Consider the following 24,532-nt stretch of genomic DNA (forward strand, 5'->3'; position numbering starts at 1 on the left):
TCCCTAGGCCTGGACGTATCCGTGAGGGTTGAGGACAAACTCTGTCGCGGCTCCGGCGTCGAACTCGCCGTAACCGCGTGGAGCGTCTTCGAGCCCGATGGCCTTGGCGTTAAAGGCTTTGCCGATCCGGACCTTGTCGTGGAACTTTCCGGCCGACGTTGGCCGGTTGGCGATGGTTGGAATATGCGCGGCCGCCGCCCAAAGGCGATGCTTCGATGAATACCTCCCCAGGTTTCAGGCACCGAAGCACCGTCCATCGGCGACGGAACGGCTCATCCCTCTCAGCGCGAAACACGGAGGAGGGGGCGGACTGCTTGATATTTTGTTGCGCCACTAATGATATATCAGTTCTAGGAATACTATGGTCAGGGAACGTGCGAGTCAAGGCTCTGCCGGGTATGGAAGGAACGTAAAAAGTGGAAAGCAGCGGCGAACTGCCCGTTGACATTGCCGGTACCGATATTCCAGCGCGGCAGGACGATGAGTCCTACGCCGACTTCGCCTACCGGGTCCTGTGCGATGAACTCATCGTCCTCGACATCAAGCCCGGCGAACCGCTCAATGACGATCAGATATCCCGACGCCTGGGCGTTGGAAGGACGCCCATCCGGGAAGCGATGAAGCGGCTCGAAAGCGAACACCTGGTGGTGGCTTATCCTCGGCGAGGGACATTTGCAGCCGGAGTGGATATCACCGACCTCGCCGAAATTTCCGAGATCCGCCAACTCTTGGAACCGGCGGCATCCTCCCGCGCGGCGCGCCTGGCTTCGCCCGTGATCAGGCAGGAACTCCGGGACGTAGCAGGGGAGGTCAAGCAACTCCTGGCCGGCAAGCAAGCCCAGCGGGACCTCATGCGCCTGGACATGCGTGTGCATCGGCTTATCTACCGCGCCACGGGAAGCCGGCACCTTGAAGACGTACTGATTCGCTACGACAACCTGGCTACCCGGATCTGGAGCCTCGTGCTGCAAAAGCTTCCGCCCGTGTCCGAACACATTGCCCAGCACATCGAGCTGTTGGAGACGATCGCCGACGGCGACGCCGAAGCCGCTGCCCGACTGACCACCAAGCACGTCACAGAGTTCGAGAATCTGATCCGCGCCGTTCTCTAGCCGTCTTAGGCCGTCATGGTGGCGAACATGAGGGCCATGGTGGCGGCGCCAGTGGCCTCGAGGGCGTGTTTGGTGCGGTTGTTGTGTTTGGTGTGGTGCTTGGCCTGGCCGGTGGTGGGTTGGCGGCGTAGGAGCAGGGTGGTGAAGGTGATTGCTGCGGCGCCGAAGAGGATGGCCAGGATGAGGGCGGGGGCGCCTTGGTGGGTGAAGAGCGAGGTGAGCGGGTTGCCTGCGCCTGTCCCGGCGGTGGTGGTGTGGTGGTTCATGGGCATGGAGCCCATGTCCATGCTTCCCATTTTCATGTGGGGCATGCCGGTGGTTCCCATACCGGTGGTTCCCGTGGCGGTGGTGCCGGTGCCGCTGGTGGTGGTTCCTGGGCCGGTGGTGGGGGTGTTCATCATGGTGAGCATGAGGGCGGCGGCGGCCATGGTGGCGGCGTGGTAGGCGCAGGTGATGCGGCCTTGGGCGCCGGTGCAGAGGAGTTTGTATTCGGGGCGGGCGATGGCTTGGAGGGTGAACCAGAGCGCGGCGGCGGCGAGGACGCCGATCTGGGCCAGGAGCGCGGCGGGGGCGAGGTTCCAGATCATGGCGGCCATGGCGGCGTGCATGAGGGCGTGCAGGGCTTCGTTGATGCGGTCCGTGGCCTGGCGGGCGCGGGCTGCGAGGTAGAGGTGGTAGGCGCCGGCGGTGGACAGCACGGCCGTGAGGGCCCAGGAGACTGCGGGGATTTCGAACACGCGGATCACGCCCTCACTAAGGGAACTAAAAAGGTTTGTGGCTGGGATGGTTTCGGTCCCCGGCGCTGGGTGTCAGCGCCGGGGACCGAAGACTGTGTCATGCCGGCAGTACAGGCCTGCGGGTACTGCCGGTATTGCTGGTGTTACTGGTTTTTTGTTGGTGTGGGGGTTATTTGCCGGTGCTGCAGTGTCCGGTGTCGGTGGTGGTGGTTTCCCTGGGGAGGTTCAGGGTGGGGTTTTGGTTGAAGAAGCCGTGGGGTTCGAGCATGAACCCGATGTTTTGCCGGGGCATGACGGGCCAGTCTTCCAGGCGGACGACGTGGTGCATGCCGAAGGTGTACCAGACGACCAGGTCTTGATCGACGATGTTCCGGTCGGCTTGGGTCCAGGCGGGCAGTCCGTCCCCGCCGGTGGACTGGTTGGGGTATTCCCCGGCCGGGAAGCGTTCGTCCCGGGTGTAGGGGGTGACCCAGAGGTTGTTCCGGGCGAACTGGGCGCGTTGGGAGACGTGCGCGCGGTCGTCCGCGGCGAGGGTGATCGCGTTGTCCGGGATCAGCCGGTACGCGACCGGTTCGTCCACGATGTTTTTCTTGGCGTGGTTGACGATTTTCCAGAACCGGTGTTTGGACGTGTCGGCCTTGCGGATGGCTGCTTGTTCGGTTTCCAGGAGCCGGTCCACGGCCTTGAACGCGGTGAACGTCGGGTTCTCTTCCGGGATCACGGTGTCGACCTCGTAGACGGAGTTGTTCACGCCGTCGACTTCGAAGTCCATCCGGACGTTGAAGATGTGCTGGTGGATCGGGCCGTACAGGCCGTCGTTGTTCAGGGTCTGGCCGTACGGGCTCTTCTGGTCCGGGTGTTGCCCGGCGGTGGACAGGATGCCGGTGGCCTTGACCAGGAACTCGATGGACCCGTCCAGGAACAGGTGCCAGTAGAACGCGTATTCGTAGTTCGCGACCGTGGCGATGAAGGAAATGACGAGTTTGCGGTTGCGGCGGGTCTCGGCCGTGCCCTCACGGAAGTCAAAGTGCTTCCACAAGATGGAGTCGTCTTCTTCGTGCATGCAGATCGCGTTGGCGATCGTGAGCGGGTTGCCCAGCGAGTCGGTGGTGATCCCGTCGAAGTACTTGATTTCCCCGGTGCAGTCACAGCCCAGGGTCAGGGAGTTGGCCATGTTGCCGATGTTGTACTCGCCCGAGTCGAACGCGTTCTTCTTCGCCTGTACCGGGGCCGGGTCCCCGTACGGGACGACCATCTCGGCCAGCGAGGCACGGTTGATCACCGGGCGGTCCACGCCCTGGTCACGGAACTTCAGCTGGTGCAGCACCAGGCCCTCGCGCGGGGTGAACCCGACCCGGAAGGACCAGTCCGCCCAGCGCACGTGGTTGCCGGTGACCGTGAACGAGGCCCCCTCGGGCTGGGTGATGGAGATCGGCTTCAGATCCGTCCGGGCTTCCCCGACGTACTTGGGCAGGTAATTACCCCGCGCGGCCGGGACCGGGATCGCCTCGTTGTCCTCAATCCTCGCGACCTGACCGGAGGACAGGTCATAGATCACCACCAGGTTCTCGATCGGGTGCGCGTACGGGGAATCATCCGGCTCGTCCCGGACGAACACCAGGGCACGCATCAGGCGCCGGCCCTGCGCGTCCTCACCGAACCAGCCCACGCTCCAGGGCTCGAAACACACCAGGTCCAGGTCCGTCAGGCCGCGCTTGGCCAACGCCTCGATCACCCGCGGGTCCTTCTTGCAGTTGACCTCGCACTCATCAAACTCATCCAACATGAACGGCGGCTGCACCCCCCTGGCCAGCTGCGTCCAGGAGGACACCAGGCCCCCGTCCAGATCCACCACGGCCTCGAACGCGGACCCCGACGCACGGTCAATCAACACCGCATCCGCCTCACGCACCACCGCCGCACCGGCCCGCAACTCAGCCTTGCCCGGCTCCCGCAACTCCACACTGCCAAACCGGAACGACTCCGCAGCAGCCGGACCCTCCTTCAAAATAGCCACCGCACGCGAAATCTCCGCCCGCGACAAAGGATCCAAAGGATGCGCCGTACCCACGGCAGATTCCACTTCATTGTTGATGGTCATGCTTTTACTCCTTGAACTTTCGTTTTTTAGTGCGGATGTTTATGCGGCTGACTTGCCGGATAGCAGCCAGTCGGACGCGGCTTTGCGGTAGCGGATGATGCCTTTGTATTCGGCCATGTCCTCGGGGAGCTCGGCCAGGACGTGGCCGAACTTCTCCCGCCAGGACGGAACCTTGGCAATGTCGGACAGGGGGAGGAGATAGCTCCGGATCAGGAACATCAGGACCCCGCTGTGCGGGAGGCGGATCAAGTGCTGGACTTCCACGCGGAGGTGGAGCTTGTTGGGCATGTCCGGGTCGTCGGCGATGGTTCCGCGGTCCGGACCCCACTCGGGGTAGGTCTCCGTGGAAGTGTCGAGGCGGCGGCCGACGGTCATGGTCCAGTTGGTGCGGCGGAACTGCTCACCCGGCTGCAAGCGGAGCAGGAATTGCTCGGCGCGGGTGATGATGTTTTCTTCCTTGACGCGCGGGACGGGGCCGTGGATTTCAAGGAAGTTCATTCCGACGTCGAAACCAAACGACCAGTCCGCGGCGAAGGTGACAAGGCCGGCGTCGAGCCACATCGTGTTTTCACGTACATCCAGCAGGACGATGTCGTCCTGGATCTGGGTTCCCAGGAACCGCATGGGCTCCATGGGCAGCGAATCGTCGTCGCCCATGGTGAATTCCAGGTCGAGGTTCTGCAGGGAGTTCTGCCAGCGGCAAGTGTCGCCGTCGCGCTGGAAGGACATGATCTCCGGATTTTCCGCGGCCATGGAGGGCAGCAAGGTGGCGATCGAGTCCCACACGGCGGTGCGCATGTGCGGCAGTACCTGCATGCGGGAAGGATCGCGCTTCAGGATCGCCTCGCGGTCGGCCAGTTCTTCGTGGTAGAACTCGTCAATGTCGATGAGTCCGGCGCCCCAGTTGCCGGCTTCGGTCGCCACGTCCTTGTTGGCCGGCTCGACGTTCGCGCTGTAGCGGTAGAAGTCGTTGGCGAACGGGAAGGGGAACTTCCTGATCCGTTCCGGCAGGACGGCGAGTTCAGAGTCTTTGTCGATAGTGATGCTCAAAGGTCCAACTCCAATTCTGGGTCTTCGCTGCGCGATACGCAGCACATCATGGTGGTGTTGGAGGCCTTTTCCTCATCAGTGAGGTAAAGGTCCCGATGTTGGGGGGTTCCGCGGAGGACCGGGAGGACGCATTCGCCGCAGATGCCCTTGCGGCACATGTTGGGGATGCTCTTCCCTGCGTTTTCGAGGGTCTCGAGCAGCGAGACGCCGGCCGGCACATCTAGCTTGACGCCGCTCCGGATCAGGTTCACCGTGAAGGGTTCGCCGTCGTCCAGTTCGGCTGCGCCGAAGGCTTCAGAGTGCAGCCGCGCTTGCGACCAGCCAAGCTCGCGTGCTTGGTTCAGGACCGAATCCATGAAATCGGCTGGGCCACAGACGTAAAGGTGGGTGCCGAGGCTCTGGGTGGTGAGTTGCTCGGTGAGGACCTTTTGGAAACTGTTGCGGTCACCGCATTCGGTGAGCGCTGACCCCATCAGTTCCCTCGCTTCATCTACGTGGGCTCCGGCACCGGGCCGGTAGACGTAGATCAGGGACGACGTGGTGCCTCGGTCAGATGCTGCCCTGGCGTGCGAGAGGATCGGCGTGATACCAATACCGGCCGCGACCAGGAGATGATGCGAGGCATTCGACACCGGGGCGAATGCGCTGCGGGGGTAGGACACGTATACGAGGTCGCCGACCTCGAGTTGGTGCATGGCGATGGATCCGCCGGCACCCTCGTCCACCCGCAGGACCGAGATAATGTACTCGGACGGAGCATTGCCCGAACCGGTAAGGGAGTACGCATTGACGCCGCTGCCGTACTGCACGACGAGATGGCTCCCTGGGACGTACGAGGGCAGCCTTCCCCCCGATGGGTCGATCAAGGTAATGCTGCTGATCGAATCCGTCTGAAGGCTGACGTTCGCCACCTCCAGCTGGAGGCCGCCTTCCACCGAAGGGTGGATAGCGGCCTGGAGCGCCGTCACTGTCATGATGCCTCCTCGGCGTAAGCTGAGTAACCCAGGTAGGCGCTCATACGGCGGGAAAAGTGGTCAGTGACCGCCAACGTAATGGCACATCCCTGGCACTCCACCTCGGAGCCGGCTCCCTGCATAATCGTTGTGGTGTGGCAGTGAGGGCAGTAGATAACCCGCGCACCTACCTCGTTGCCGAGAAGGGTTACTTCACTATCCAGAAGTCCACAGTCGGCGGCCACGGCTGCGGCTGCCCTGATGTCCGCCGCCGGTCCGGCGAGGACAAGACGAACCCCTACGTGCGAGTTGCCAAGCACGGACCGCAGGGCGGCCAAGCTCTCAGGGGTTGCAGATTCAAAACGAAGATCATGCCGAGGCTGGCCACCGGTGTCGTGACCCGCGGTGTCACCTGTGGGGCCAAAGGACGCACAAATGACACCGCGGAAACCCGGTTCCAAGCCTGCTGTTGCGGAGGGCATGGACACGGAGGACATGGGGTGGTTCCTTACGGTGCGAAGGAGCGGTGGCCGGTGAAGAAGCCGAGTCCGTATTCGGGGGTTTCGAACTTGACGGTGGTTCCCTTCGGGAAGAACAGCACGTCGCGTTCCTTGGCGTGGGTGACCTCGCCGGTGGACTGGTCGGTGAGGATGAATTCGCCCTGGATGACGACCTTCATTTCGTCGTACGTGTAGGTGTAGACGAGGGGTTCGGAGGCTTTGAGCTCGAAGAAGCCGGCGCTCATGACCGAACCGGTCGGGTTGTGCAGGGAGTCGCCGATTGCGGCGATGGTGCCGGGTTCGTTCATGGAGGGAAGGCCGATGTAGCCGCCTTCGACTTTGTGGATGGAGCCGGCCTTGCTCAGTGTTCCTACGAGGGTTTCCATGGTTTCTCCTGTGGATGGTTGTTTGCGGTAATCGCGCAACGGTCCGTCTTTGACGGAACCATCGATGTTCGCGGGCCCATCGGAGACTGTTGGTGGAATCTTCTGTGATGCCAGTCACGTCTCTTCGTCCCAGAAGCAAAACTATGACACCTAAATCCTCTAGTCCAGCTTTTTTTAAAAATTTTTCTTATGAGTCATCCAGATTTTGCTTGATGACGTCCTGCTCCAGCCGTGGACTCCTGCCGTACGGCCTTGAGTTCATTGAGACTCCGGGCCCTAGAACTCGGGGATGCGAGGAGGATTGGACGGCCGGGATGGCTCTTTCGGGAGGGGTTTATTCAAGTTGGTTGCCAAAGGAAAATAAAATCACCCACCCTAAAAGCTGTTGCAACGCAGGTTTACCGCTGTACTCTCGGAGGTGATCTGTTTCACAAGTGGCCCCTAGCGGGAACCATCAGACGTCCTGCACGAGATCGCAGACCGGACGGCGAATTACTTCCCCAAAAGACGACACCTTAGTCCCGGTATTCCGATGCGAGTTCAGTTCCGGCCCAGACGAAACACCCTTCCACGCCACTACTCAAAGGAGAGAACCAGTTGCTTAATGGAGATTGTTATGAGTGAAAAACGTTTGGACGGAGCCGATGGCCTCGAAAGGTCGATCGACTGGAAACAGGGTTTGGCCATTGCGCTCGGCGTGCCCCTGCTGATCCTGCCCTCTTTGGGCTACATCCCGATATATTTGTCCGCCGCGGCCATCCTCATCTGGGGATTGTCTGTCATCCAGGGGTTCTTCCAGAACGCCGCCTACGCAGAAATGGCTACCACGTTCACCAAGGCCTCCGGCCTCCCGGGGTTCGCACAGCACATTTTCCGCAACGAGAACTTCCAAGGCAGGTATGACAAGAGCAAGCTGATCGGTGGCTTCAGCGCTTGGGCATACTGGTTTGCCTGGACTCCGGTGCTGGCGATCTTTTCCATCCTGGTCGGTAGCTACCTGCACGGGCTCTTCCCTGCCCTGGGCACGATGTTCACTGAGAACGAGCTCGCCCTGATGACCGGTGTGGTGATCTTCGGCGGACTGTTCGTGGTGAACTGGTTCGGCCTCAAGGACGGCGCCACTTTGGGCTACATCCTGGCGGCCTTTTCCCTCATCCCGCTGATCGTCCTGACCGTAGCGCCTTTCGCCACCGGACACGTCGACCTGGCAAACATCACTGGTAGCTGGTTGCCTACCGATTGGTCCTGGGACCTGCACCACATCCTGATCCTGCTCGGTATCTTCGCAATCGCACAGTGGAGCGCCTGCGCTTGGGAAACAGCCGCCATCTACGGACCGGAATACAAGAACCCCGCGAAGGACGTATCGAAAGCGCTGTTTGCCTGCGGCGCCATCTGCTTCTTCTCGTTCGTCCTGGTGCAGGGCGCGGTCATCGGCGTACTCGGTGTGAAAGGGGTCCTCGCGGAGCCTGTCTCTCCGCTGATCCCCGTAGCACACGCAGTCTTCGGCGAAGCCGGCTCCCAGATCACCATCATCATGCTGATCGCGGCCATGGTCCTGATCATCCAAACGGCGTACCTCGGTTCCTCCCGCGCTATGCACTCCATGGCCACGGAAGGAAACCTTCCCAAGGTCCTCGGCAAGACGAACCGCAACGGCACCCCGTTTATTGCGATGCTGGTTATCGGGTTCTTCAACCTGGTCCTCATTTTCATGGGAAACCCGGCCGCCATTGTGGCGGCATCGGCGATCGGCTACACCTGCGCCAACGGCATCAGTCTCTTCGCCTATGTCAGGGCCAAGAAGCACCCCGCCTTCGCTTCTTTGGAACGGCCATTCAAGGCCCCCAAGGGCTGGAAGAACGTGGCCATGGTCTTCGGCCTGTTCAACCTTCCGCTGTGCTTGGCTGGTGTGGTTTACCTGAACAGCCTGGAAATCGGCTGGACCCCGACCTGGGTTGGTTTCCTTGTCCTGGCACTCTACATTCCCATCTGGTTCTACTCGCAGAACGAAACCAGGCGAGCAAAGCAAAAAGAAGCAGCAGGACGCCCTTTTGGTCTTGAGCCCGCCGGATCCGACGAGCTTGCCGACGCTGAAAAGGTTCCGAACCCCAGCTAAATCCATCCCCCAACCGAGGACGTATATCCCCAACAAGCCATCCCGCTCTGCGGGAGGCCCCATCCCGCACTGAGGGACAAGGAAAGGCAGGCCGTTCGTGAACGGCCTGCCTTTCCTTGCGCCGGACGGCGTTCCCGGCTAAGCCGTATAGATCAGCGAGAGTCCCAAGTGCGGGACGTCGAGCTCGAGCTGGCGCCGCTCGGGTGACCCGGGCTTGACCCGTTCGCCCACGAGGTACATCCCCGAGTTGCCGAGGATAACGCGGTTGCTCGCGTTGATCAGGGCGGCATCGCCCGGGATGGAGCGGAGGATGGGCATGAGCCGTGGTTCGAGGTCCTTGAGGCGGATATCGCATCCGGCGACCCCGGTGAAGTGTCCGTGCACGGAGAATGGCGCAGTGAACGTCAGGATGTATTCCTCGAAGCCGAGGTAGTCGATGTATGGACCCCAGAGGGTCTGCTCGCCCGTGGATTCGGCCATGGAGAAGAAGGGCAGCTTTTCGTAGTCGTAGTACCGGCTGCTGCCTGGCGTGAGATCGAAATTGAGCGGCGCGATCGTGCCGGATTCCTTCCGTGACCACCAATCCAACGCCTGGCTGCCTTCCGCGACGGATTCGTGCGCGAAGAAAGTTCCCGCCCCGACGGCGAAGGAGTTCTTCGCCAAGAACTCCTTCGAGAGCGTATCGAGTCCCGCCAAGGCTGCCTTATCCACCTTCGACTTGCCGACGAGATTCCGTTCGAGCAACGCAGCGACGTTCGCAGAGAGCTCCTTGGTCGCAGCGGACACCACACTCGTCCATGAAGTGAGGGCTCGGGCGGCATGGACGACTTCGTTGTCGGGGTTCATGGGGCATCCTGAATCGATTGGGCGTATCCGAGCGTGAGTTTGGTGTCGATCAAGTGGAATATGTTCCGCCTGATGTGCTCCAGTACCAGTTTCTGGGCTCTTTCGGCTTGGTCCTGGGCTACCGCCCGGACCAGTTCCAAGTGTTCAGCCGTTGCCGTTTCGGGGTCAAGCGCCACACCGAGCGGTGCCCATAGTTGCTGGACTGTTTCTTCCTGAAGCCTTATTTCGGCATTGGCCAACCTCGGTGATTGTGCGGATACGGCTAATTCGATATGGAAGCGGCTGTCAGCCGATGCCCGCACTTCCGGTGTCTCGGCCAAGACGAGTGCGCGCGCAAGTTCCTGGAGCCGCTCAATATCGTGCGTCTCAGCACGTTCGCACGCCAACCTGATGATTGTCGTGGAGATAGCTGAATGTTCGTCGCCGATATCGCGGATTTCCGAGATCGACGTCGAGAGGAACCATTCGCGGATGGTGTCGGTGGGTGTCCGGGGTTGATTGACCACGAAGGTCCCGCCGCTTCTGCCCCGGCGGGTCTCCACGACTCCCTGCTCGCGCAATTCAGAGAGCGCTTCGCGAAGGGTCGCGCCTCCCACCCCGAACATCTCCGAGAGGGCAGCTTCGGGAGGCAGGCGCTCACCGACCTTGAGCAACCCCAGGGTAATCGCTTTGGAGATTCGGTCCACAATGGCGTCGGCACGTTCGATTTCGGGCAGCGACCGATAGATCTGCGACTGGAATGAAGCCGGCGAGTCCAAAAGTCTGCGCTCCGGGAAAAGAGTGGGTGACGTGTTGCGTCAATACTAACCAGTGACCAACGAAGCCGATTGCTCCCGCGCAGCTTCGACCGTGTGGAGGAGCAGTAGCGCCGTGGTCACCGAACCAACTCCGCCGGGAACCGGGGTCAGCGCCGACGCGACCTCCCGGACGCTGGCGGCGTCCGCGTCCCCCACAAGGGAACCGTCGGGCAGGACATTCGTGCCGACGTCGAGCACTACCGCTCCGTCGGAAAGGTGGCTGCCTGTCAGCAGGCCGGCACGCCCTGCGGCGACCACGACGACGTCGGCCGCTTTGGTGTGCTTCTCCAGCGGACCGGAGCGGGAGTGGCAGATGGTGACCGCGGCGTCGCGTTCCAGCAGGAGGAGGGACAGCGGCTTGCCGACCACCGCGGAACGGCCGATGACGACGACGTCGCGGCCCGCCACCGGGACGTCGAAGTGGTCGAGGAGTTCGACGACGGCGCGCGCCGTCGCGGGTGCGAAGGCCCGCTGCCCCACGGCCAAGCGACCCAAGCTGAGCGGATTCGCGCCGTCGACGTCCTTCTCCGGCGCGATCAGCCCCACCAATGCGTCGGAACGGACGCCGGTAGGCAGGGGAGTCTGCAGGATGATGCCGTTTACGGCCGGCTCTGCGCTCAAGTCTTCCAACACGGTGGCCAAGGCCGCTTCGCTGGCGTCAGGCCCGAGGTGGACGATCCGGCAATCGATGCCCGCGTTGCCGGCAGCGCGCTCGATGGATCGGACGTACCAAAGGGTCGAACCGTCGTCGGTGGCAACAACCACCGCGACGGTAGGTCGGACACCTGTTTCAGTGAGGGACAGCGCTCCGCCCCGGGCGCGTTCCTGGATGCGTTCAGCCAAGGCTTTTCCTGACAACAAGGTGGCGGTCATGCGAGGATCCTTTCCCGAACGCGGGCGGCGAGTTTGTCCGCGGCGGCGACGACGGAGTCGGCCAGTCCGTCGGTCTCTCCCGCAAGACGGGTACGGACGGCGTTGTCCTTGATGGCGACCACGTTGATGTCGATGTTGACGCGCGCCGTGGTTGCCGCCGCCCGGGCGGCATCCGCAGCGGCCGCGACGTCGCTGATGACGTTGGAATTTGCGACGTCGAAAAGTTCGGTGGCGAGGTCGACGACGGCTCGGGCGACCGCGATAAGGCGGCCAGGGACCTGGGCGGCCTGGGCAAGCGCGGCCTGGATGCCCGCGGACCGGGCGGCGTCGAGCTCTTCCGTTCCGGACGGGAGCTTGTAGGAATCGATGACGGACTGGAACGCGTGTTCGTCGGCGTCGGCTAGCTGCAACGCCTCGACGATGAGTCCGTCCGATGCCTCGGCGATGCGCTCCACCAGCGATGCGTGCTGTTCGTACTTGGCGCCGGTGGTGTACCTCGCAACCATGGCGACGAGGGCTGCTCCTTGCGCGGCGTGGAGGGCGGCCGCCGCGCCGCCACCGGGAGTGGGCTGCCGTGCGGCGAGCCGGGCGAGGTAGCCGTTGATGGTCTCTGAACCGATCATGAATCTTCCTGGGCTGGGTTGAAGAGGGGGCTGGGATTGGTGAAAGCGGTGCCTGCGTGAAAGGGATGGCTGGGTGAAAGCAGCGGCCCGGACCCACGCTTGAAGGTATGGGGTCCGGGCCGTGCTTTGCCGGGCCGTGCTTGGTTGAGGCGTTCGGGCTGTTAGCCGCGGAGCCTGCTCATCGTGGGGTCGTAGAGCGGATCAGCGGTGACCGTGGCCCGGATGCGTCGGCCGAAGTATTCGATCTCGACCGAATCACCCACGGATACTTCGCCCGGGAGGTACGCGTACGCGATCGGCTTGGCGACCGTGTATCCGAAGGCCGCGCTCGTGACGTAACCGACCGCCTGGTCCTTGTAGAACACCGGTTCCTTGCCCAGCACGAGGCTCCGGCCGTCGTCGACCGTCAGGCAGCGCAAGCGGCGGGCCGAGTTCTCCTCGGTGCGGCCCTCCAACGCGGCCTTTCCGACGAAGCTGTCCTTGGCCATCTTCACCGCGAAGCCGAGGCCGGCTTCGAAGGGGTCGTGTTCGGTGGACATGTCCGTTCCCCAGGAGCGGTAGCCCTTTTCGAGGCGGAGCGAGCTGAACGCGGCACGGCCGGCGGCGATGACGCCGAACGGCTGGCCGGCCTTCCACAAGGCATCCCAGAGGCGCTGTCCGTTTTCGGCGCTTGCGTACAACTCCCAACCCAGCTCGCCGACGTAGGACAGGCGCATCGCGGTGACGGGGACGCCGCCGATAACAGCCTTCTTGGCGCGGAAGTACTTCAGTCCGTCGTTGCTGAAGTCATCGCTGCTGACGGTGCTGACCAGGTCTCGGGCGAGGGGACCCCAGAGGCCGATGCAGCAGGTGCCGCCGGTGATGTCGCGGACCTGGACCCAGTCCCTGGCGCTGCCGTTTTCCGTTTGGTGGCGTGCTGCGCGGTCGAAGTACGCGGTGTCGATGTTTCCGTTGACCCCGAGCTGGAAGGTGTCTTCGCCCAGCCGTGCCACGGTGACGTCGCTCCGGACACCGCCGGCCTGGTCCAGGACAAGGGTGTAGGTGACCGCGCCGGGCTTCTTGTCGAGCTCGGCGGTGGTCAGTTCCTGCAGCAGCTTGAGCGCTCCGGGGCCGGAGACTTCAAGGCGCTTGAGCGGCGTCATGTCGTACATCGCGACGGCGGTACGCGTCTTCCACGCTTCGGCCGCGGCGATGGGGGAGCTGAACATGGCGGACCAGGCGTCGCGGGCCGGCGGCTGCCATTCGGCGGGCATTTCCTTCAGGAGCTCGGCGTTCGCTTCGAACCAGTATGGCCGCTCCCAGCCGCCGGCTTCGAGGAAGTATCCTCCCAGTTGCTGGTGGCGGGCGTGGAACGGGCTCACCCGCAGGCCGCGCGGCGACAGCTTGGGCTGGAGCGGGTGCAGGACATCGTAGATTTCCACGAAGTTCTGCTGCGAGGTTTCGCTCACGTACTCGGGGGTCAGCTGGACGTCCTCGAAACGGTGGATGTCGCAGTCGCCAAGGTCGATCTTGGACTTACCGTCCACCAGTACTTCGGCTACTGCCCGGGCCACGCCGGCCGAGTGTGTGACCCACACGGCCTCGGCAACGTAGAAGCCGTCCAGTTCCTTGGACTCGCCCACCAGGGAACCGCCGTCCGGGGTGAAGGAGAAGATGCCGTTGAAGCCGTCTTCGATTTCGCTTTCGCGCAGGGCCGGGAGCAGCTGCTTGGTGGCTTCCCAAGCCGGAAGGAAGTCTTCGAGGGTGAAGTCCAGCCGGGAGGGCATGTTGTGTTCGTTGATGCTGCCGGGTTCGAACGTACCGAGTTCGTCCAGGTCCACGGGCATCGGCTTGTGGGCGTAGGAGCCGATGCCGTAGCGGTCGCCGTGCTCACGGTAGTAGAGGTCTTGATCCTGGTGGCGCAGGATGGGCAGCCGGGCGCCGTTTGGAAGCTCGTTCTTGCCCTGCTGGACCGGGACCGGGGAAGTCTTGACGTACTGGTGGGCCAAGGGCAGGAGCGGCACGGTCATGCCGATCATTTCGCCGATCTTGGCACCCCAGAAACCTGCACAGGACACCACGATGTCAGCCGGGATCACGCCGTCGGCCGTTTGGACACCGGTGACCCGGCGGCCGGACTGTTCAATCCCGGTGACTTCCGTGTTTCCGAGGTACTTCACCCCGGCGGCCTCGGTGCGCTTGATGAGTAGCTGGACGGCGCGGGCGGCAAGGGCCAGGCCATCGCTCGGAACGTGGAGGCCGCCCAGGACTTCTTCTTCGTTCAGGAGGGGGTACAGCTCCTTGCATTCGGCGGGGGAAATGATCCTGCCTTCGATGCCCCACGACTGTGCGTAGCCGAGCTTGCGCTTGAGGTCGGCCAGGCGGGTCTCCGTAGTGGCCACCTCAAGGCCGCCCACCTGGTTGAAGCAGCTCTGGCCGTCCTCGGTCAGGGAGAGCAGCTTTTCCACGGTGTACTTGGCGAACAGTGCCATGGTCTTGGACGGGTTGGTCTGGAAGACCAGGCCCGGGGCATGGGACGTCGAGCCGCCGGGCATGTTCAGCGGCCCCTGGTCCAGGACCGTGATGTTGTTCCAGCCGCGGGTTACAAGTTCGTCGGCGAGGTTGGTGCCGACGATTCCAGCGCCGATGATGACAATGCGTGGCGTTGATGCCATGGAAATTCTCCTGCTGATGATCGAGTGTGGACTCTGCTGATTGGGGGTCGTGGCTAACGGAAAACCACGGTGCTGGAGCGATCCAGCAGGACACGGTGTTCGCAATGCCAGCGCACAGCGCGGGACAACGCCAAGGCTTCAGCGTCGCGGCCGACCGTTGAAAGGGCGGTCGGGCCGTAGCTGTGGTCCACCCGGATGACTTCCTGTTCGATGATCGGCCCCTCGTCGAGGTCCGCAGTGACGTAGTGGGCCGTGGCGCCAACCAGCTTCACTCCGCGGTCGTAAGCCTGGTGGTAGGGCCGGGCCCCCTTGAATCCGGGCAGGAACGAGTGGTGGATGTTGATGGCCCGGCCTTCCAACTTCCGGCACAGGCCATCGGAGAGGACCTGCATGTAGCGGGCCAGGACCACAAGGTCGGCCTGGTATTCGTCCACGAGGTCCAGGAGCTGTTGTTCTGCCTGCGGCTTGGTGTCCGGGGTCACCGGGATATGGATGAACGGCAGGCCCGCTGCCTCCGCCATGGCCCGGTGTGTCTCGTGGTTGGAGACGACGGCCACGAGCTCGCCGCCAAGGCTGCCTCCACGCCACCGGAAAATGAGGTCGTTCAAGCAATGGCCGAACGTGGACACCATGACCAGGACGCGCGGCTTGGTCTCGCCATGGAAACTGAACTTCATCTCGAAACGGTCCGCGATGGAGCGGAACTCTTCTTCGAGCCGCTCGGGCGAGTAGGCCTCGGAGCCTGAGAAAGCAGTCCGCAGGTGCAGCGTCTGGCGCAGGCCGTCGTCGAACTGCTGGTGTTCCTCGATGTTGAATCCGCGCTCGAAGAGGAACGTTGTCACCGCCTGCACGATGCCTGCGCGCTCAGTGCACGACAACGTGAGTACGAATTTCGGGTCTTGCTTTCCTCGCAGGGCCTTCGGCGCCGGTGCCGTGGCCGTTGAGGGTGTCGCTTCCAGCAAAGTCATGTCTTCTCCTTACGATATATCCTTGCGTTTGATACTGATATATCTGAGTTGTCCATCAGCGTATACTGGTCACTAGATGAGGTCAACAACTATTTGTTGCCAACAGGAGAGGATCGTGGCTGTGGCAATCGAGGCGCTGGCAATTGCGGGGGACGTCGGCAGGAAATCGTTGGCTGATATCGCCTATGAACGGATCCGCGACCGGCTGCTCTTCTTGGACATCAAGCCGGGCGAACTGCTGAATGACGACCACCTCGCCAAGGAACTTGGCGTGGGGCGTACTCCGGTGCGGGAAGCACTGAAGAGGCTCGAACTCGACCGCCTGGTTGTCACGTACCCCAGGCGCGGAACGTTCGCCACCGGCGTCGAAGTCACGGACCTCGCGTTCATCTCCGAAATCCGCACGCAGCTCGAACCCCTTGCCGCGGCCCGTGCTGCGAGGGTGGCAACGGAGCCCGTGAAAGAGGAACTCCGGGCAATCATGCGGGATGTGGAAGCCTGGGACGCGGGTACCGCCTCAGTAGTGGAAACCTTGCGCCTTGACGCGCGGGTGCACCAAGGCATCTACGCGGCCGCAGCCAATCCGCACCTTGAGGACATCCTGATCCGGTACGACAACCTCGCAACCAGGATTTGGTGCATGGTGCTGGACCGGCTTCCCGATCTTTCCCGCCACGTCCACGAGCACCTGGGTCTCTTGCGGGCCATTGCCGACGGAGAAGAGGAAAAAGCCGCAGAGTTGGCCCGGACCCACGTCACCGATTTTGAGCACGCCGTCCGTCAGGCGCTGTTCAGCGCGTAGGGCGCGCTGGCGTTGGGGCGCTGGGTATTGCAGGCGCCGCCTCAATGCTGGGGGCGGCCGCCCAGGCGCGTCGTGACCTTTCGGGCCGCCTCCAGGCATGCCTCGCCGAGGCTGTTGAGGCTGTCCTGGGAGACCCGGAACTTGGGCGCAGCGATCAGGACCGAAGCCACGACGTCGCCACGGTGATCGAACACGGGGGAGGCGACGCCCACTTCATCGATGGACGTTTCGCCGAAGTTGGCGGCCCAGCCGCGCTCCGCTGAATCCTTGAGCCGGAGAAGATAGCCTTCCACCGCCTCTTCGTCGAGGCCGGGCAACGTGACGGAGCCGCTGTTCAAGAGCCGGCGGACACGGTCTGCGTCTTCGGCCGCGAGGAAGATCTGGACCGAGGAACTGAGGGCTTCGTTGTAGCGGGCGCCAAGGGGAGCAAGATGCTTGACTTGGTGGCGGCTGGCGATTTGTTCCACGCACATGGATTCGCCGCCGTTCCACACCATCAAGGCACTCGTCTCCCCGGTCCGTTCGGTGAGTTCGCGCAGCACCGGGTACGCCACCCGTCGCTCCTCGAGTTCGGCGAGCAGGGGTCCGGCGAGCGCAATCATCCCCAAGCCCAGACGGAAACGGCGGGAGTCGTCGTCGCGCTCTACCAGGTGCTCCTGCTCAAACGTCGCAAGAATGCGGGACACCGTGCTCTTGTGCAGGCCGATCCTGCCGGCGATCTCCGTGACTCCCAGCAGGGGTTCCTCGGCCGTGAAGCTGCGGAGCACCGCGATGGCGTTCACGATTACCGAGGTGCTGCGGGTATCGCTCGTGTTTCCGGGCTCGCGGTTGTCGCTGGTCTCGCTGGTTTCCGGGGGAGTCATAGTGCTCACTATATTTCTTCGCGATAGTCGAAATGAGCATGCTCTCCCTTCGCCGCAGCCAGTGGACATATTCGGGTTATGTCCATTGGCCTTGGCAAGGGGAGAGCATGCTCAGTGGGTTTTACGGTGCTTTGCCTGGGATCAAGCGCCGATGATGTTGTATTCCGGGCCGAATGGGAACTTGGTGATGTTCTCGGCGCCGTCTTCACCGACTACCAGGATGTCATGCTCGCGGTAGCCGCCGGCGCCGGGCTGGCCGTCCAGGACGGTGATCATGGGCTCCATGGAGACCACCATTCCCGGTTCCAGGACGGTGTCGATGTCCTCGCGGAGTTCCAGTCCGGCTTCGCGGCCGTAGTAGTGGCTTAAGACGCCGAAGGAGTGGCCGTATCCGAAGGTGCGGTTGGGCAGCAGGCCGTATCCAACGTAGATCTCGTTGAGTTCAGCCGCGATGTCCTTGCACACGGCGCCGGGCTTGATGAGTTCCAGGCCGCGCTTGTGCACTTCCACGTTGATGTTCCACAGCTCCAGCGAGCGGGCGTCCGGTTCGCCGTAGAACAACGTCCGCTCCAGCGCCGTGTAGTAGCCGGAGGTCATGGGGAAGCAGTTCAGTGACAGGATGTCGTGCGTTTGGATCTTCCGGGTAGTGGCCCAGTTGTGCGCTCCGTCCGTGTTGATGCCGGACTGGAACCACACCCAGGTATCGCGGATTTCGGAATCAGGGAACGTGCGGGCGATCTCGTGCACCATGGCTTCGGTGCCGATCAACGCTACCTCGTACTCGGTGATGCCCGCGGTGATGGCGTTGCGGATCGCTTCGCCGCCGAGGTCGCCGATGCGGGCGCCGTGCTTGATGACCTCGATCTCTTCGGCGGACTTGATCATGCGCTGGCGCATCGCGGACTGGGCAACGTCAACCAGCGCCGCGTCCGGGAAAGCGGCCTGGATCTTGTTGCGGTTGTCCAAGGGAAGTGAGTCGTCTTCGACGCCGAGGCGCCGCACGTTGATTCCGCGGGACCGCAGTACTTCCTGGATGCCGAAGATGAAGTTGTCCCGGCGCCAGTCCGTGTAGACCAGGTTGTCTCCATAGCTCCGGCGCCAAGGCATTCCGGCGTCGATATTCGCAGTGACGGTGACCGTATCCTCGGCGGTCACCACCATCGCGTAGGAGCGGCCGAAGTAGGTGAACAGGAAGTCCGAGTAGTACTTGATGGAGTGGTAGCTAGTCAGGACGACGGCGTCCAGTTCCTTTTCTGCCATGATCCGGCGAAGGCCCGCGAGGCGGCGTTCGAACTCCGCATCGGAGAAAGTGAGCGATACCTTCTTGCCGTTGTTGAGTACCTTGAGGCGCTCAAGCTGCGCTACGTCGCTAACTGCCGCGTTTTCGGGGCGGGTTTCGGCGATGGTCATGAGGGTGTTCCTTTCAATGGGTGGGTTGTTTCAGTCCTGTTGGAGTGGTTTCTTGGACGTTTCCACGGCGAACAGGACCGCGATGAGGGAAACTACGGAGGCTGCTACGAGGTACCAGCCGGGAGCCAGCTGGTTGTGGGTGAGGCCGATGAGCAGTGTTGCCATGAACGGCGCAGTGCCGCCGAACAGGGCATTGGAGAGATTGAAGCTGACCGCGAACCCGCTGTAGCGGACCGCCGTCGGGAACAGTTCGGCGAGGAAGCTCGGCAAGGTGCCGTCGTTGAGCGTAAGCATGCCGCCGAGCACGATCTGAACCAGGACGATGACCATGAAGTTGCCGGTGTCGAGGAGCATGAACGCCGGAACTGTCAGGGCAATAAAGAGAATCGACGCAGTGAGGAGCATGCGCTTGCGTCCGAAGGCGTCGGAAGAGATCCCCGTCAGGAAGATGAAACCGATGTAGCTGACCAGCGCGATAGTGGTGGCGAGGAACGATTCGGCAGCGCCGAAGTGGAGTTCTTCAGATAGGTACGTCGGCATGTAGCTGAGGATCACGTAGAAACCGACAGCGTTGAGCAATACCGCGCCCGTGGCGATGATCAGTTGCTTGCGGTAGGTCCGGAACATCGCGAAAGCCGGCGCTTTGACGGGGGCTTCTTTCGCGGCCAATTCGCGGAACGCGGGAGTGTCCTCGAGCTTGGTGCGGATGTAGCGGCCGATCAGGCCCATCGGCGCCGCGAGGAGGAACGGCAGCCGCCAGCCCCATTCGTTGAGTTGCTCGGCGGTCAGGACCGAGCTGAGGAGGGCTGCCAGCAGGGAGCCGAGCAGCAATCCTGCCGCTGTGCTGGCGGGGACGACGGCAGCATAGAGTCCGCGGCGATGTGCCGGCGCGTACTCCACAAGGAAGGCTGACGCGCCTGCGTATTCGCCGGATGCAGAGAAGCCCTGGACTACCCGGACAAGCAAGAGGAGTACCGGCGCCATGACGCCGATCGTGCCGTAGCCCGGGATGAGTGCAATGCAGAAGGTTGCCAAGGACATCAGGACGATCGACAGGGACAACGCTTGTTTGCGTCCGAGCCGGTCGCCGATGTGGCCCCAGATGAAGCCGCCCAACGGCCGGACGAAGAACGAGACGGCAAAGACGCCGAACGTTGCCAGCAGCGCCGTCTGCCGGTCGGAGGAAGGAAAGAAGACCGTGGAGATGGTGCCGGCGAGGTAGCCGTAGACGGCGTAATCGAACCATTCGACAAAGTTGCCGATGAAGCTTGCGATGATGACGCGGCGTCGGGTGTCCTTGCTGACCGCGGGGACGTTGTTTGGAGTGTTTGGCGTGGCCTCGGTATCGGGAAGCGAACCGGATCCGCCATTGGATCCGGAAGGGTCTTGTCCGATGGTTGCCGCCACGGGGGAAGTTTCGTTTTTCATGAATCCACCAAGACGATGTAGTAGTTGCATTCAGAGCAACGCTGTTGCACCAGAATAGGTGTGTGTTGTGTCACCGTCAAGGGCTCTCGTGTGCGGTTGACCGACCGATGATGGGAATTTGATGCGTTCAGAGAAACTGTGTTGCGCTGATTCCGTTCCTTCGGGCAGGGGGAACGCTCGCGGACTCGCCGATGCAAGGGGCAGGGGGAAGGGTTAGGGGCGGGGAGGGGAAACCGTGGGGCGGGAGCGGGTGTCGGGGCGCTACTCCGCGCGCGAACCTTCCACCGCCCCACCGAGCATGCCCATCCTTGGGCATCAGGAGTGGGCATAATCCGGTTATGTCCACTGCACGGGGCCAGGGTTGGACATGTCCCTCTGTGTGTTCACCCGGGAATGAGCAAGTTCCCCGGGCGTTGTCGGAGCTTGTTTGGAGCATGCCCAGTGTCCGACGCCAGGAGTGCGCATAATCCGGTTATGTCCACTCCACGAGGCCAAAAATGAGCATGCTCCAAGGGGAAAGCCAAGAGGGGGCATGCTCTGGTGGGCGGGCGAAGCGGGGGCGTTCCCTCCGGGGCGATGTCGTGGCACACTTAGTGCACTATCGATTGACTGGGGGACCCGGGTCAGGAGATTGGTATGCGTGGTCTGATGCACCTCAGTACATCGTGCCGCCCGCAGGCGGTGAACGAGCCATGATGGCCGGATGGGCCTACCTCATGGCAGGAATCATGACAGTCGATTCGCTCTTGCTTGGCCTCTTGCTGTTGAACATGAAACGCCCGAGGTTCTGGAAGCGAAAGGGCTGACGACGCCCGGCGCCCGCCAACGGCGCCGGCCACCGGCGCCGAATCCACTGGATCGGCAAAGACCGGACCGGCAAAGTCAGAGAACCCCGCGGATCGCCTCTTCGAAACTCACCACGTGGTGCAAGGCGAGGGAAGCCGCACGTTCTTCGTCGCCGTCGGCGATGGCGTTGAGCAGTGCCACGTGCTCTGCGACGTGCCCCGTGACGGAGGGCATCTTGTCCAGCATGTGGCACCAGATGCGCGTCGCCAGGTTGTCGTAGCGGATGAGAACGTCTTCAAGATGGGCGTTCGCGGCGGCGTGGTAGATGAGCCGGTGGACCTGGATGTCGTAGCGCATGAGCTCTTGCTGGGCCGCGCCCTGTGACTCCAGGATGCTGATCTCGGCAGCCACTTCGCGCAGTTTGTCGCGCAGTGCCAGGCTCGCCATGCGGGCTGCCCGGCGCGACGCCAAAGGCTCAAGGAGTTCGCGGATTTCCGAGACTTCGGCCAGTTGGGTGATGTCGACGCCGGTGGCGAAGGTTCCGCGTCGAGGGTATGACACTACGAGGTGGTCGCCTTCGAGCCGTTTGATGGCCTCGCGTACCGGTGTGCGTCCGATTCCGAGTTCTGCCGCGATGTGGCCGTCGTTGATGGGGTCGCCGGGCTTGATGTCCAGCATGATGAGCCGGTCGCGGAGGAGCAGGTAGGCGTTATCCGACAGGGATGTTCCCTGTGCGGGCGCCCCCTGTCCGATCAGTGCCGGTGCTTCCAATGCTGCGCTCATCTGCTACTCCCGTTTGCCGCAATTCCTGGTGGCGGATCCCTTTGATGCCGGGTGGTTGACTGCTCTGTGATCTTCAGCATACTATGTCAACCAGTTCTAATATATCAGTTGCTTATTAGTTCGAAAAGATAAGTATTTCAAAGGAGAACATGATGGTCGAACCCCTGATCCGCCCCCTCGCCCAGGCGGACCCTGAGGTTGAACAAGCGATCACCCGGGAACTCATCCGCCAGCAGTCCACGCTGGAAATGATCGCCTCCGAGAACTTTGCCCCCACGGCCGTCATGGAGGCTCAGGGCTCCGTCCTGACCAACAAGTACGCCGAAGGCTACCCCGGCAAGCGCTACTACGGCGGCTGCGAACACGTCGATGTGATCGAACAGCTCGCCATTGATCGCGTGAAGGCACTCTTCGGTGCGGAATTCGCCAACGTCCAGCCCCACTCGGGTGCCCAGGCCAACGCCGCCGCGATGTTCGCACTCCTCAACCCGGGAGACACCATCCTTGGCCTCGACCTCGCCCACGGCGGCCACTTGACCCACGGGATGCGCATCAACTTCTCCGGCAAGCTCTACAACGTGGTCCCGTACCACGTCCGCGAATCCGACCTCCGGGTGGACATGGCCGAAGTCGAAGCCCTTGCCCTGGAACACCGTCCCAAGCTGATTGTTGCCGGCTGGTCCGCCTACTCGCGCCAGCTCGACTTCGCCGAGTTCCGCCGCATCGCGGACCTCGTGGGCGCCTACCTCATGGTGGACATGGCGCACTTCGCAGGCTTGGTCGCGGCCGGCCTGCACCCGAACCCCGTGCCGTACGCCGACGTCGTCACCACCACTACCCACAAGACCCTCGGCGGTCCGCGCGGCGGCGTCATCCTCGCCAAGGAGCAGTACGCCAAGAAGATCAACAGCGCAGTCTTCCCGGGACAGCAGGGTGGCCCGCTGGAGCACGTGGTTGCAGCCAAGGCAGTTGCCTTCAAGTTCGCGGCTGAGCCCGAATTCAAGGAACGCCAGGAACGCGTGCTCAAGGGCGCCAAGCTCCTGGCCGAACGCCTCCTGCAAGAAGACGTTGCCGCGGCAGGCATCAGCGTTGTCAACGGCGGCACCGACGTCCACCTGGTCCTCGTGGACCTGCGGAACTCCGAGCTCGACGGCCAGCAGGCCGAGGATACGCTCCACCACATCGGCATCACCGTCAACCGCAACGCCGTTCCGTTCGACCCGCGCCCGCCGATGGTCTCCTCCGGCCTCCGGATCGGTACGCCCGCGCTTGCCGCCCGTGGCTTCGGAGCCGAAGAATTCGCCGAAGTAGCGGACATCATCGCGACGGCGCTCGTCGCCACTGCCGGCACCGGCACCCTGGGCGAGGAAACCGCCGTCGAACTCCGCGGCCGTGTTTCGGCGCTCGCCGAGCGTTTCCCGCTTTACCCCCAGCTTTCCCAGCGCGGCAACGCCGCCGCCACCGAAATCGAGGCCGAAATGATTGGAGCAGCCCAGTGAGCGCCGACCACCTCCCCGAACACCCGGACTTCCTTTGGCGGAATCCGGAACCCAAGTCCTCCTACGACGCCGTCATCGTCGGCGGCGGCGGACACGGCTTGGCCACCGCGTACTTCCTCGCCAAGAACCACGGAATGACCAACATCGCGGTGCTCGAAAAGGGCTGGCTGGCCGGTGGCAACATGGCCCGCAACACCACGATCATCCGTTCCAACTACCTGTGGGACGAAAGCGCAGCTATCTACGAGCACGCGCTGAAGCTCTGGGAAGTACTCCCCGAAGAGCTCGAATACGATTTCCTTTTCAGCCAGCGCGGCGTCATGAACCTCGCCCACACGCTGGGCGACGTCCGTGAAAGCATCCGCCGCGTCGGCGCGAACAAGCTTAACGGCGTCGACGCCGAGTGGCTGGACCCGCAGCAGGTCAAGGAACTTTGCCCCATCCTGAACATCAGCGACAACATCCGCTACCCCGTCATGGGCGCCACCTACCAGCCGCGCGCCGGCATCGCCAAGCACGACCACGTTGCCTGGGCTTTTGCCCGCAAGTGCGACGAAATGGGCGTGGACATCATCCAGAACTGCGAAGTCCAGGGCTTTGTCAAGGACGGCAACCGCGTAGTGGGCGTCAAGACCAACCGTGGCACCATCAACACAGAAAAGGTGGGCCTCGCAGCGGCCGGCCACAGCTCGGTCCTCGCGGAAATGGCCGGTTTCCGCCTGCCCATCCAGTCGCACCCGCTCCAGGCCCTCGTGTCCGAGCTGCATGAACCCGTGCACCCGACGGTGGTCATGTCCAACCACGTGCACGTCTACGTTTCGCAGGCGCACAAGGGCGAACTGGTCATGGGCGCCGGCGTCGACTCCTACAACGGCTACGGCCAGCGCGGTTCCTTCCACGTGATCGAGCACCAGATGGCGGCCGCCGTCGAGCTCTTCCCGATCTTCGCCCGGGCACACGTGCTCCGGACCTGGGGCGGAATCGTGGACACCACCATGGACGCCTCGCCGATCATCGGCACCACTCCGGTGGAGAACATGTTCGTCAACTGCGGTTGGGGAACGGGCGGCTTCAAGGGAACGCCCGCTGCCGGCCTCACCTTCGCGCACACCATCGCCACCGGCGCTCCGCACGAGCTCAACAAGCCTTTCGCGCTGGAACGCTTCGAGACCGGCGCCCTGATCGACGAACACGGCGCCGCCGCCGTCGCCCACTAGCCCGCAGCCCCTTAGGAGACCAACC

At 62.9% G+C, this 24,532-nt stretch carries 21 protein-coding genes and 1 pseudogene; 5 read left to right on the forward strand and 17 right to left on the reverse strand.

Annotated features, from left to right (window positions below; genetic code table 11):
* Positions 1 to 3: 3 nt before the first annotated feature.
* A pseudogene (locus ABCW42_RS04840) lies at positions 4 to 144 on the reverse strand (formaldehyde dehydrogenase, glutathione-independent); the annotation flags it as partial.
* Positions 145 to 446: 302 nt separating this feature from the next.
* Between ABCW42_RS04840 and ABCW42_RS04845 the strand changes: the two are divergent.
* A complete protein-coding gene (locus ABCW42_RS04845; RefSeq protein ID WP_423184802.1) occupies positions 447 to 1,112 on the forward strand; it encodes a GntR family transcriptional regulator in 666 nt (221 codons plus the stop codon).
* 5 nt (positions 1,113 to 1,117) lie between these two features.
* Here ABCW42_RS04845 and ABCW42_RS04850 read toward each other — a convergent pair whose 3' ends face one another.
* From ABCW42_RS04850 to ABCW42_RS04875, 6 genes are all read right to left on the reverse strand, one after another.
* Positions 1,118 to 1,858 carry a DUF5134 domain-containing protein gene (locus ABCW42_RS04850; protein ID WP_423183789.1) on the reverse strand — a complete coding sequence of 247 codons (741 nt, stop codon included), beginning with the start codon at positions 1,856 to 1,858 and terminating at the stop codon, positions 1,118 to 1,120.
* 160 nt (positions 1,859 to 2,018) lie between these two features.
* The gene (locus ABCW42_RS04855) at positions 2,019 to 3,950 is read right to left on the reverse strand and encodes a primary-amine oxidase (RefSeq protein WP_423183790.1); all 1,932 of its coding nucleotides are present in this window, start codon (positions 3,948 to 3,950) and stop codon (positions 2,019 to 2,021) included.
* A 39-nt stretch (positions 3,951 to 3,989) separates the two neighbouring features.
* On the reverse strand, positions 3,990 to 5,000 hold the full coding sequence (locus ABCW42_RS04860) for a heme-dependent oxidative N-demethylase family protein (RefSeq protein ID WP_423183791.1): 1,011 nt from the start codon (positions 4,998 to 5,000) through the stop codon (positions 3,990 to 3,992).
* Complete coding sequence (locus ABCW42_RS04865) at positions 4,997 to 5,974, reverse strand: PDR/VanB family oxidoreductase (RefSeq protein ID WP_423183792.1); 978 nt, start codon at positions 5,972 to 5,974, stop codon at positions 4,997 to 4,999. The genes ABCW42_RS04860 and ABCW42_RS04865 overlap by 4 nt, the downstream gene beginning before the upstream one ends.
* Positions 5,971 to 6,450, reverse strand: a complete 480-nt coding sequence (locus tag ABCW42_RS04870) for a dimethylamine monooxygenase subunit DmmA family protein (RefSeq protein WP_423183793.1) — start codon at positions 6,448 to 6,450, stop codon at positions 5,971 to 5,973. The genes ABCW42_RS04865 and ABCW42_RS04870 overlap by 4 nt, the downstream gene beginning before the upstream one ends.
* Before the next feature lie 11 nt (positions 6,451 to 6,461).
* Positions 6,462 to 6,839: a cupin domain-containing protein gene (locus ABCW42_RS04875; RefSeq protein WP_423183794.1), complete on the reverse strand. Its 378-nt coding sequence runs from the start codon at positions 6,837 to 6,839 to the stop codon at positions 6,462 to 6,464.
* A gap of 616 nt (positions 6,840 to 7,455) precedes the next feature.
* Here ABCW42_RS04875 and ABCW42_RS04880 point away from each other — a divergent pair.
* Positions 7,456 to 8,958 carry an APC family permease gene (locus ABCW42_RS04880; RefSeq protein ID WP_423183795.1) on the forward strand — a complete coding sequence of 501 codons (1,503 nt, stop codon included), beginning with the start codon at positions 7,456 to 7,458 and terminating at the stop codon, positions 8,956 to 8,958.
* A gap of 138 nt (positions 8,959 to 9,096) precedes the next feature.
* On the opposite strand, the gene ABCW42_RS04885 is transcribed toward ABCW42_RS04880, so the two are convergent.
* From ABCW42_RS04885 to purU, 6 genes are all read right to left on the reverse strand, one after another.
* Positions 9,097 to 9,804: a cache domain-containing protein gene (locus ABCW42_RS04885; RefSeq protein WP_423183796.1), complete on the reverse strand. Its 708-nt coding sequence runs from the start codon at positions 9,802 to 9,804 to the stop codon at positions 9,097 to 9,099.
* A complete protein-coding gene (locus ABCW42_RS04890) occupies positions 9,801 to 10,562 on the reverse strand; it encodes a FadR/GntR family transcriptional regulator (RefSeq protein ID WP_423183797.1) in 762 nt (253 codons plus the stop codon). The genes ABCW42_RS04885 and ABCW42_RS04890 overlap by 4 nt, the downstream gene beginning before the upstream one ends.
* A 45-nt stretch (positions 10,563 to 10,607) precedes the next feature.
* On the reverse strand, positions 10,608 to 11,474 hold the full coding sequence (locus tag ABCW42_RS04895; protein WP_423183798.1) for a bifunctional 5,10-methylenetetrahydrofolate dehydrogenase/5,10-methenyltetrahydrofolate cyclohydrolase: 867 nt from the start codon (positions 11,472 to 11,474) through the stop codon (positions 10,608 to 10,610).
* A complete protein-coding gene (locus ABCW42_RS04900) occupies positions 11,471 to 12,097 on the reverse strand; it encodes a cyclodeaminase/cyclohydrolase family protein (protein WP_423183799.1) in 627 nt (208 codons plus the stop codon). The genes ABCW42_RS04895 and ABCW42_RS04900 overlap by 4 nt, the downstream gene beginning before the upstream one ends.
* A gap of 161 nt (positions 12,098 to 12,258) precedes the next feature.
* Entirely contained in the window at positions 12,259 to 14,751 is a 2,493-nt protein-coding gene (locus ABCW42_RS04905; protein WP_423183800.1) for a GcvT family protein, read from the reverse strand.
* Between the two features lie 53 nt (positions 14,752 to 14,804).
* Positions 14,805 to 15,719 (reverse strand): formyltetrahydrofolate deformylase, encoded by a 915-nt coding sequence (gene purU, locus ABCW42_RS04910; protein WP_423183801.1) that lies wholly within the window; start codon positions 15,717 to 15,719, stop codon positions 14,805 to 14,807.
* A gap of 121 nt (positions 15,720 to 15,840) precedes the next feature.
* Between purU and ABCW42_RS04915 the strand changes: the two genes are divergently transcribed.
* Positions 15,841 to 16,521 carry a GntR family transcriptional regulator gene (locus ABCW42_RS04915; protein ID WP_423184803.1) on the forward strand — a complete coding sequence of 227 codons (681 nt, stop codon included), beginning with the start codon at positions 15,841 to 15,843 and terminating at the stop codon, positions 16,519 to 16,521.
* Positions 16,522 to 16,562: 41 nt separating this feature from the next.
* Here ABCW42_RS04915 and ABCW42_RS04920 read toward each other — a convergent pair whose 3' ends face one another.
* The 4 genes from ABCW42_RS04920 to ABCW42_RS04935 form a co-directional block, all read right to left on the reverse strand.
* Positions 16,563 to 17,384 (reverse strand): IclR family transcriptional regulator, encoded by an 822-nt coding sequence (locus ABCW42_RS04920; RefSeq protein ID WP_423183802.1) that lies wholly within the window; start codon positions 17,382 to 17,384, stop codon positions 16,563 to 16,565.
* Positions 17,385 to 17,525: 141 nt separating this feature from the next.
* Positions 17,526 to 18,794: an aminopeptidase P family protein gene (locus ABCW42_RS04925; protein WP_423183803.1), complete on the reverse strand. Its 1,269-nt coding sequence runs from the start codon at positions 18,792 to 18,794 to the stop codon at positions 17,526 to 17,528.
* A 30-nt stretch (positions 18,795 to 18,824) separates the two neighbouring features.
* Complete coding sequence (locus ABCW42_RS04930; protein ID WP_423183804.1) at positions 18,825 to 20,222, reverse strand: MFS transporter; 1,398 nt, start codon at positions 20,220 to 20,222, stop codon at positions 18,825 to 18,827.
* Between the two features lie 882 nt (positions 20,223 to 21,104).
* The gene (locus ABCW42_RS04935; protein WP_423183805.1) at positions 21,105 to 21,791 is read right to left on the reverse strand and encodes a GntR family transcriptional regulator; all 687 of its coding nucleotides are present in this window, start codon (positions 21,789 to 21,791) and stop codon (positions 21,105 to 21,107) included.
* 152 nt (positions 21,792 to 21,943) lie between these two features.
* On the opposite strand from ABCW42_RS04935, the gene glyA reads away from it, so the two are divergent.
* Positions 21,944 to 23,290 carry a serine hydroxymethyltransferase gene (gene glyA, locus ABCW42_RS04940; RefSeq protein ID WP_423184804.1) on the forward strand — a complete coding sequence of 449 codons (1,347 nt, stop codon included), beginning with the start codon at positions 21,944 to 21,946 and terminating at the stop codon, positions 23,288 to 23,290.
* Positions 23,287 to 24,507: a sarcosine oxidase subunit beta family protein gene (locus ABCW42_RS04945; RefSeq protein ID WP_133206678.1), complete on the forward strand. Its 1,221-nt coding sequence runs from the start codon at positions 23,287 to 23,289 to the stop codon at positions 24,505 to 24,507. The genes glyA and ABCW42_RS04945 overlap by 4 nt, the downstream gene beginning before the upstream one ends.
* Positions 24,508 to 24,532: the final 25 nt, after the last annotated feature.

Source organism: Arthrobacter sp. NyZ413 (assembly GCF_049390645.1).
Lineage (GTDB): Bacteria > Actinomycetota > Actinomycetes > Actinomycetales > Micrococcaceae > Arthrobacter.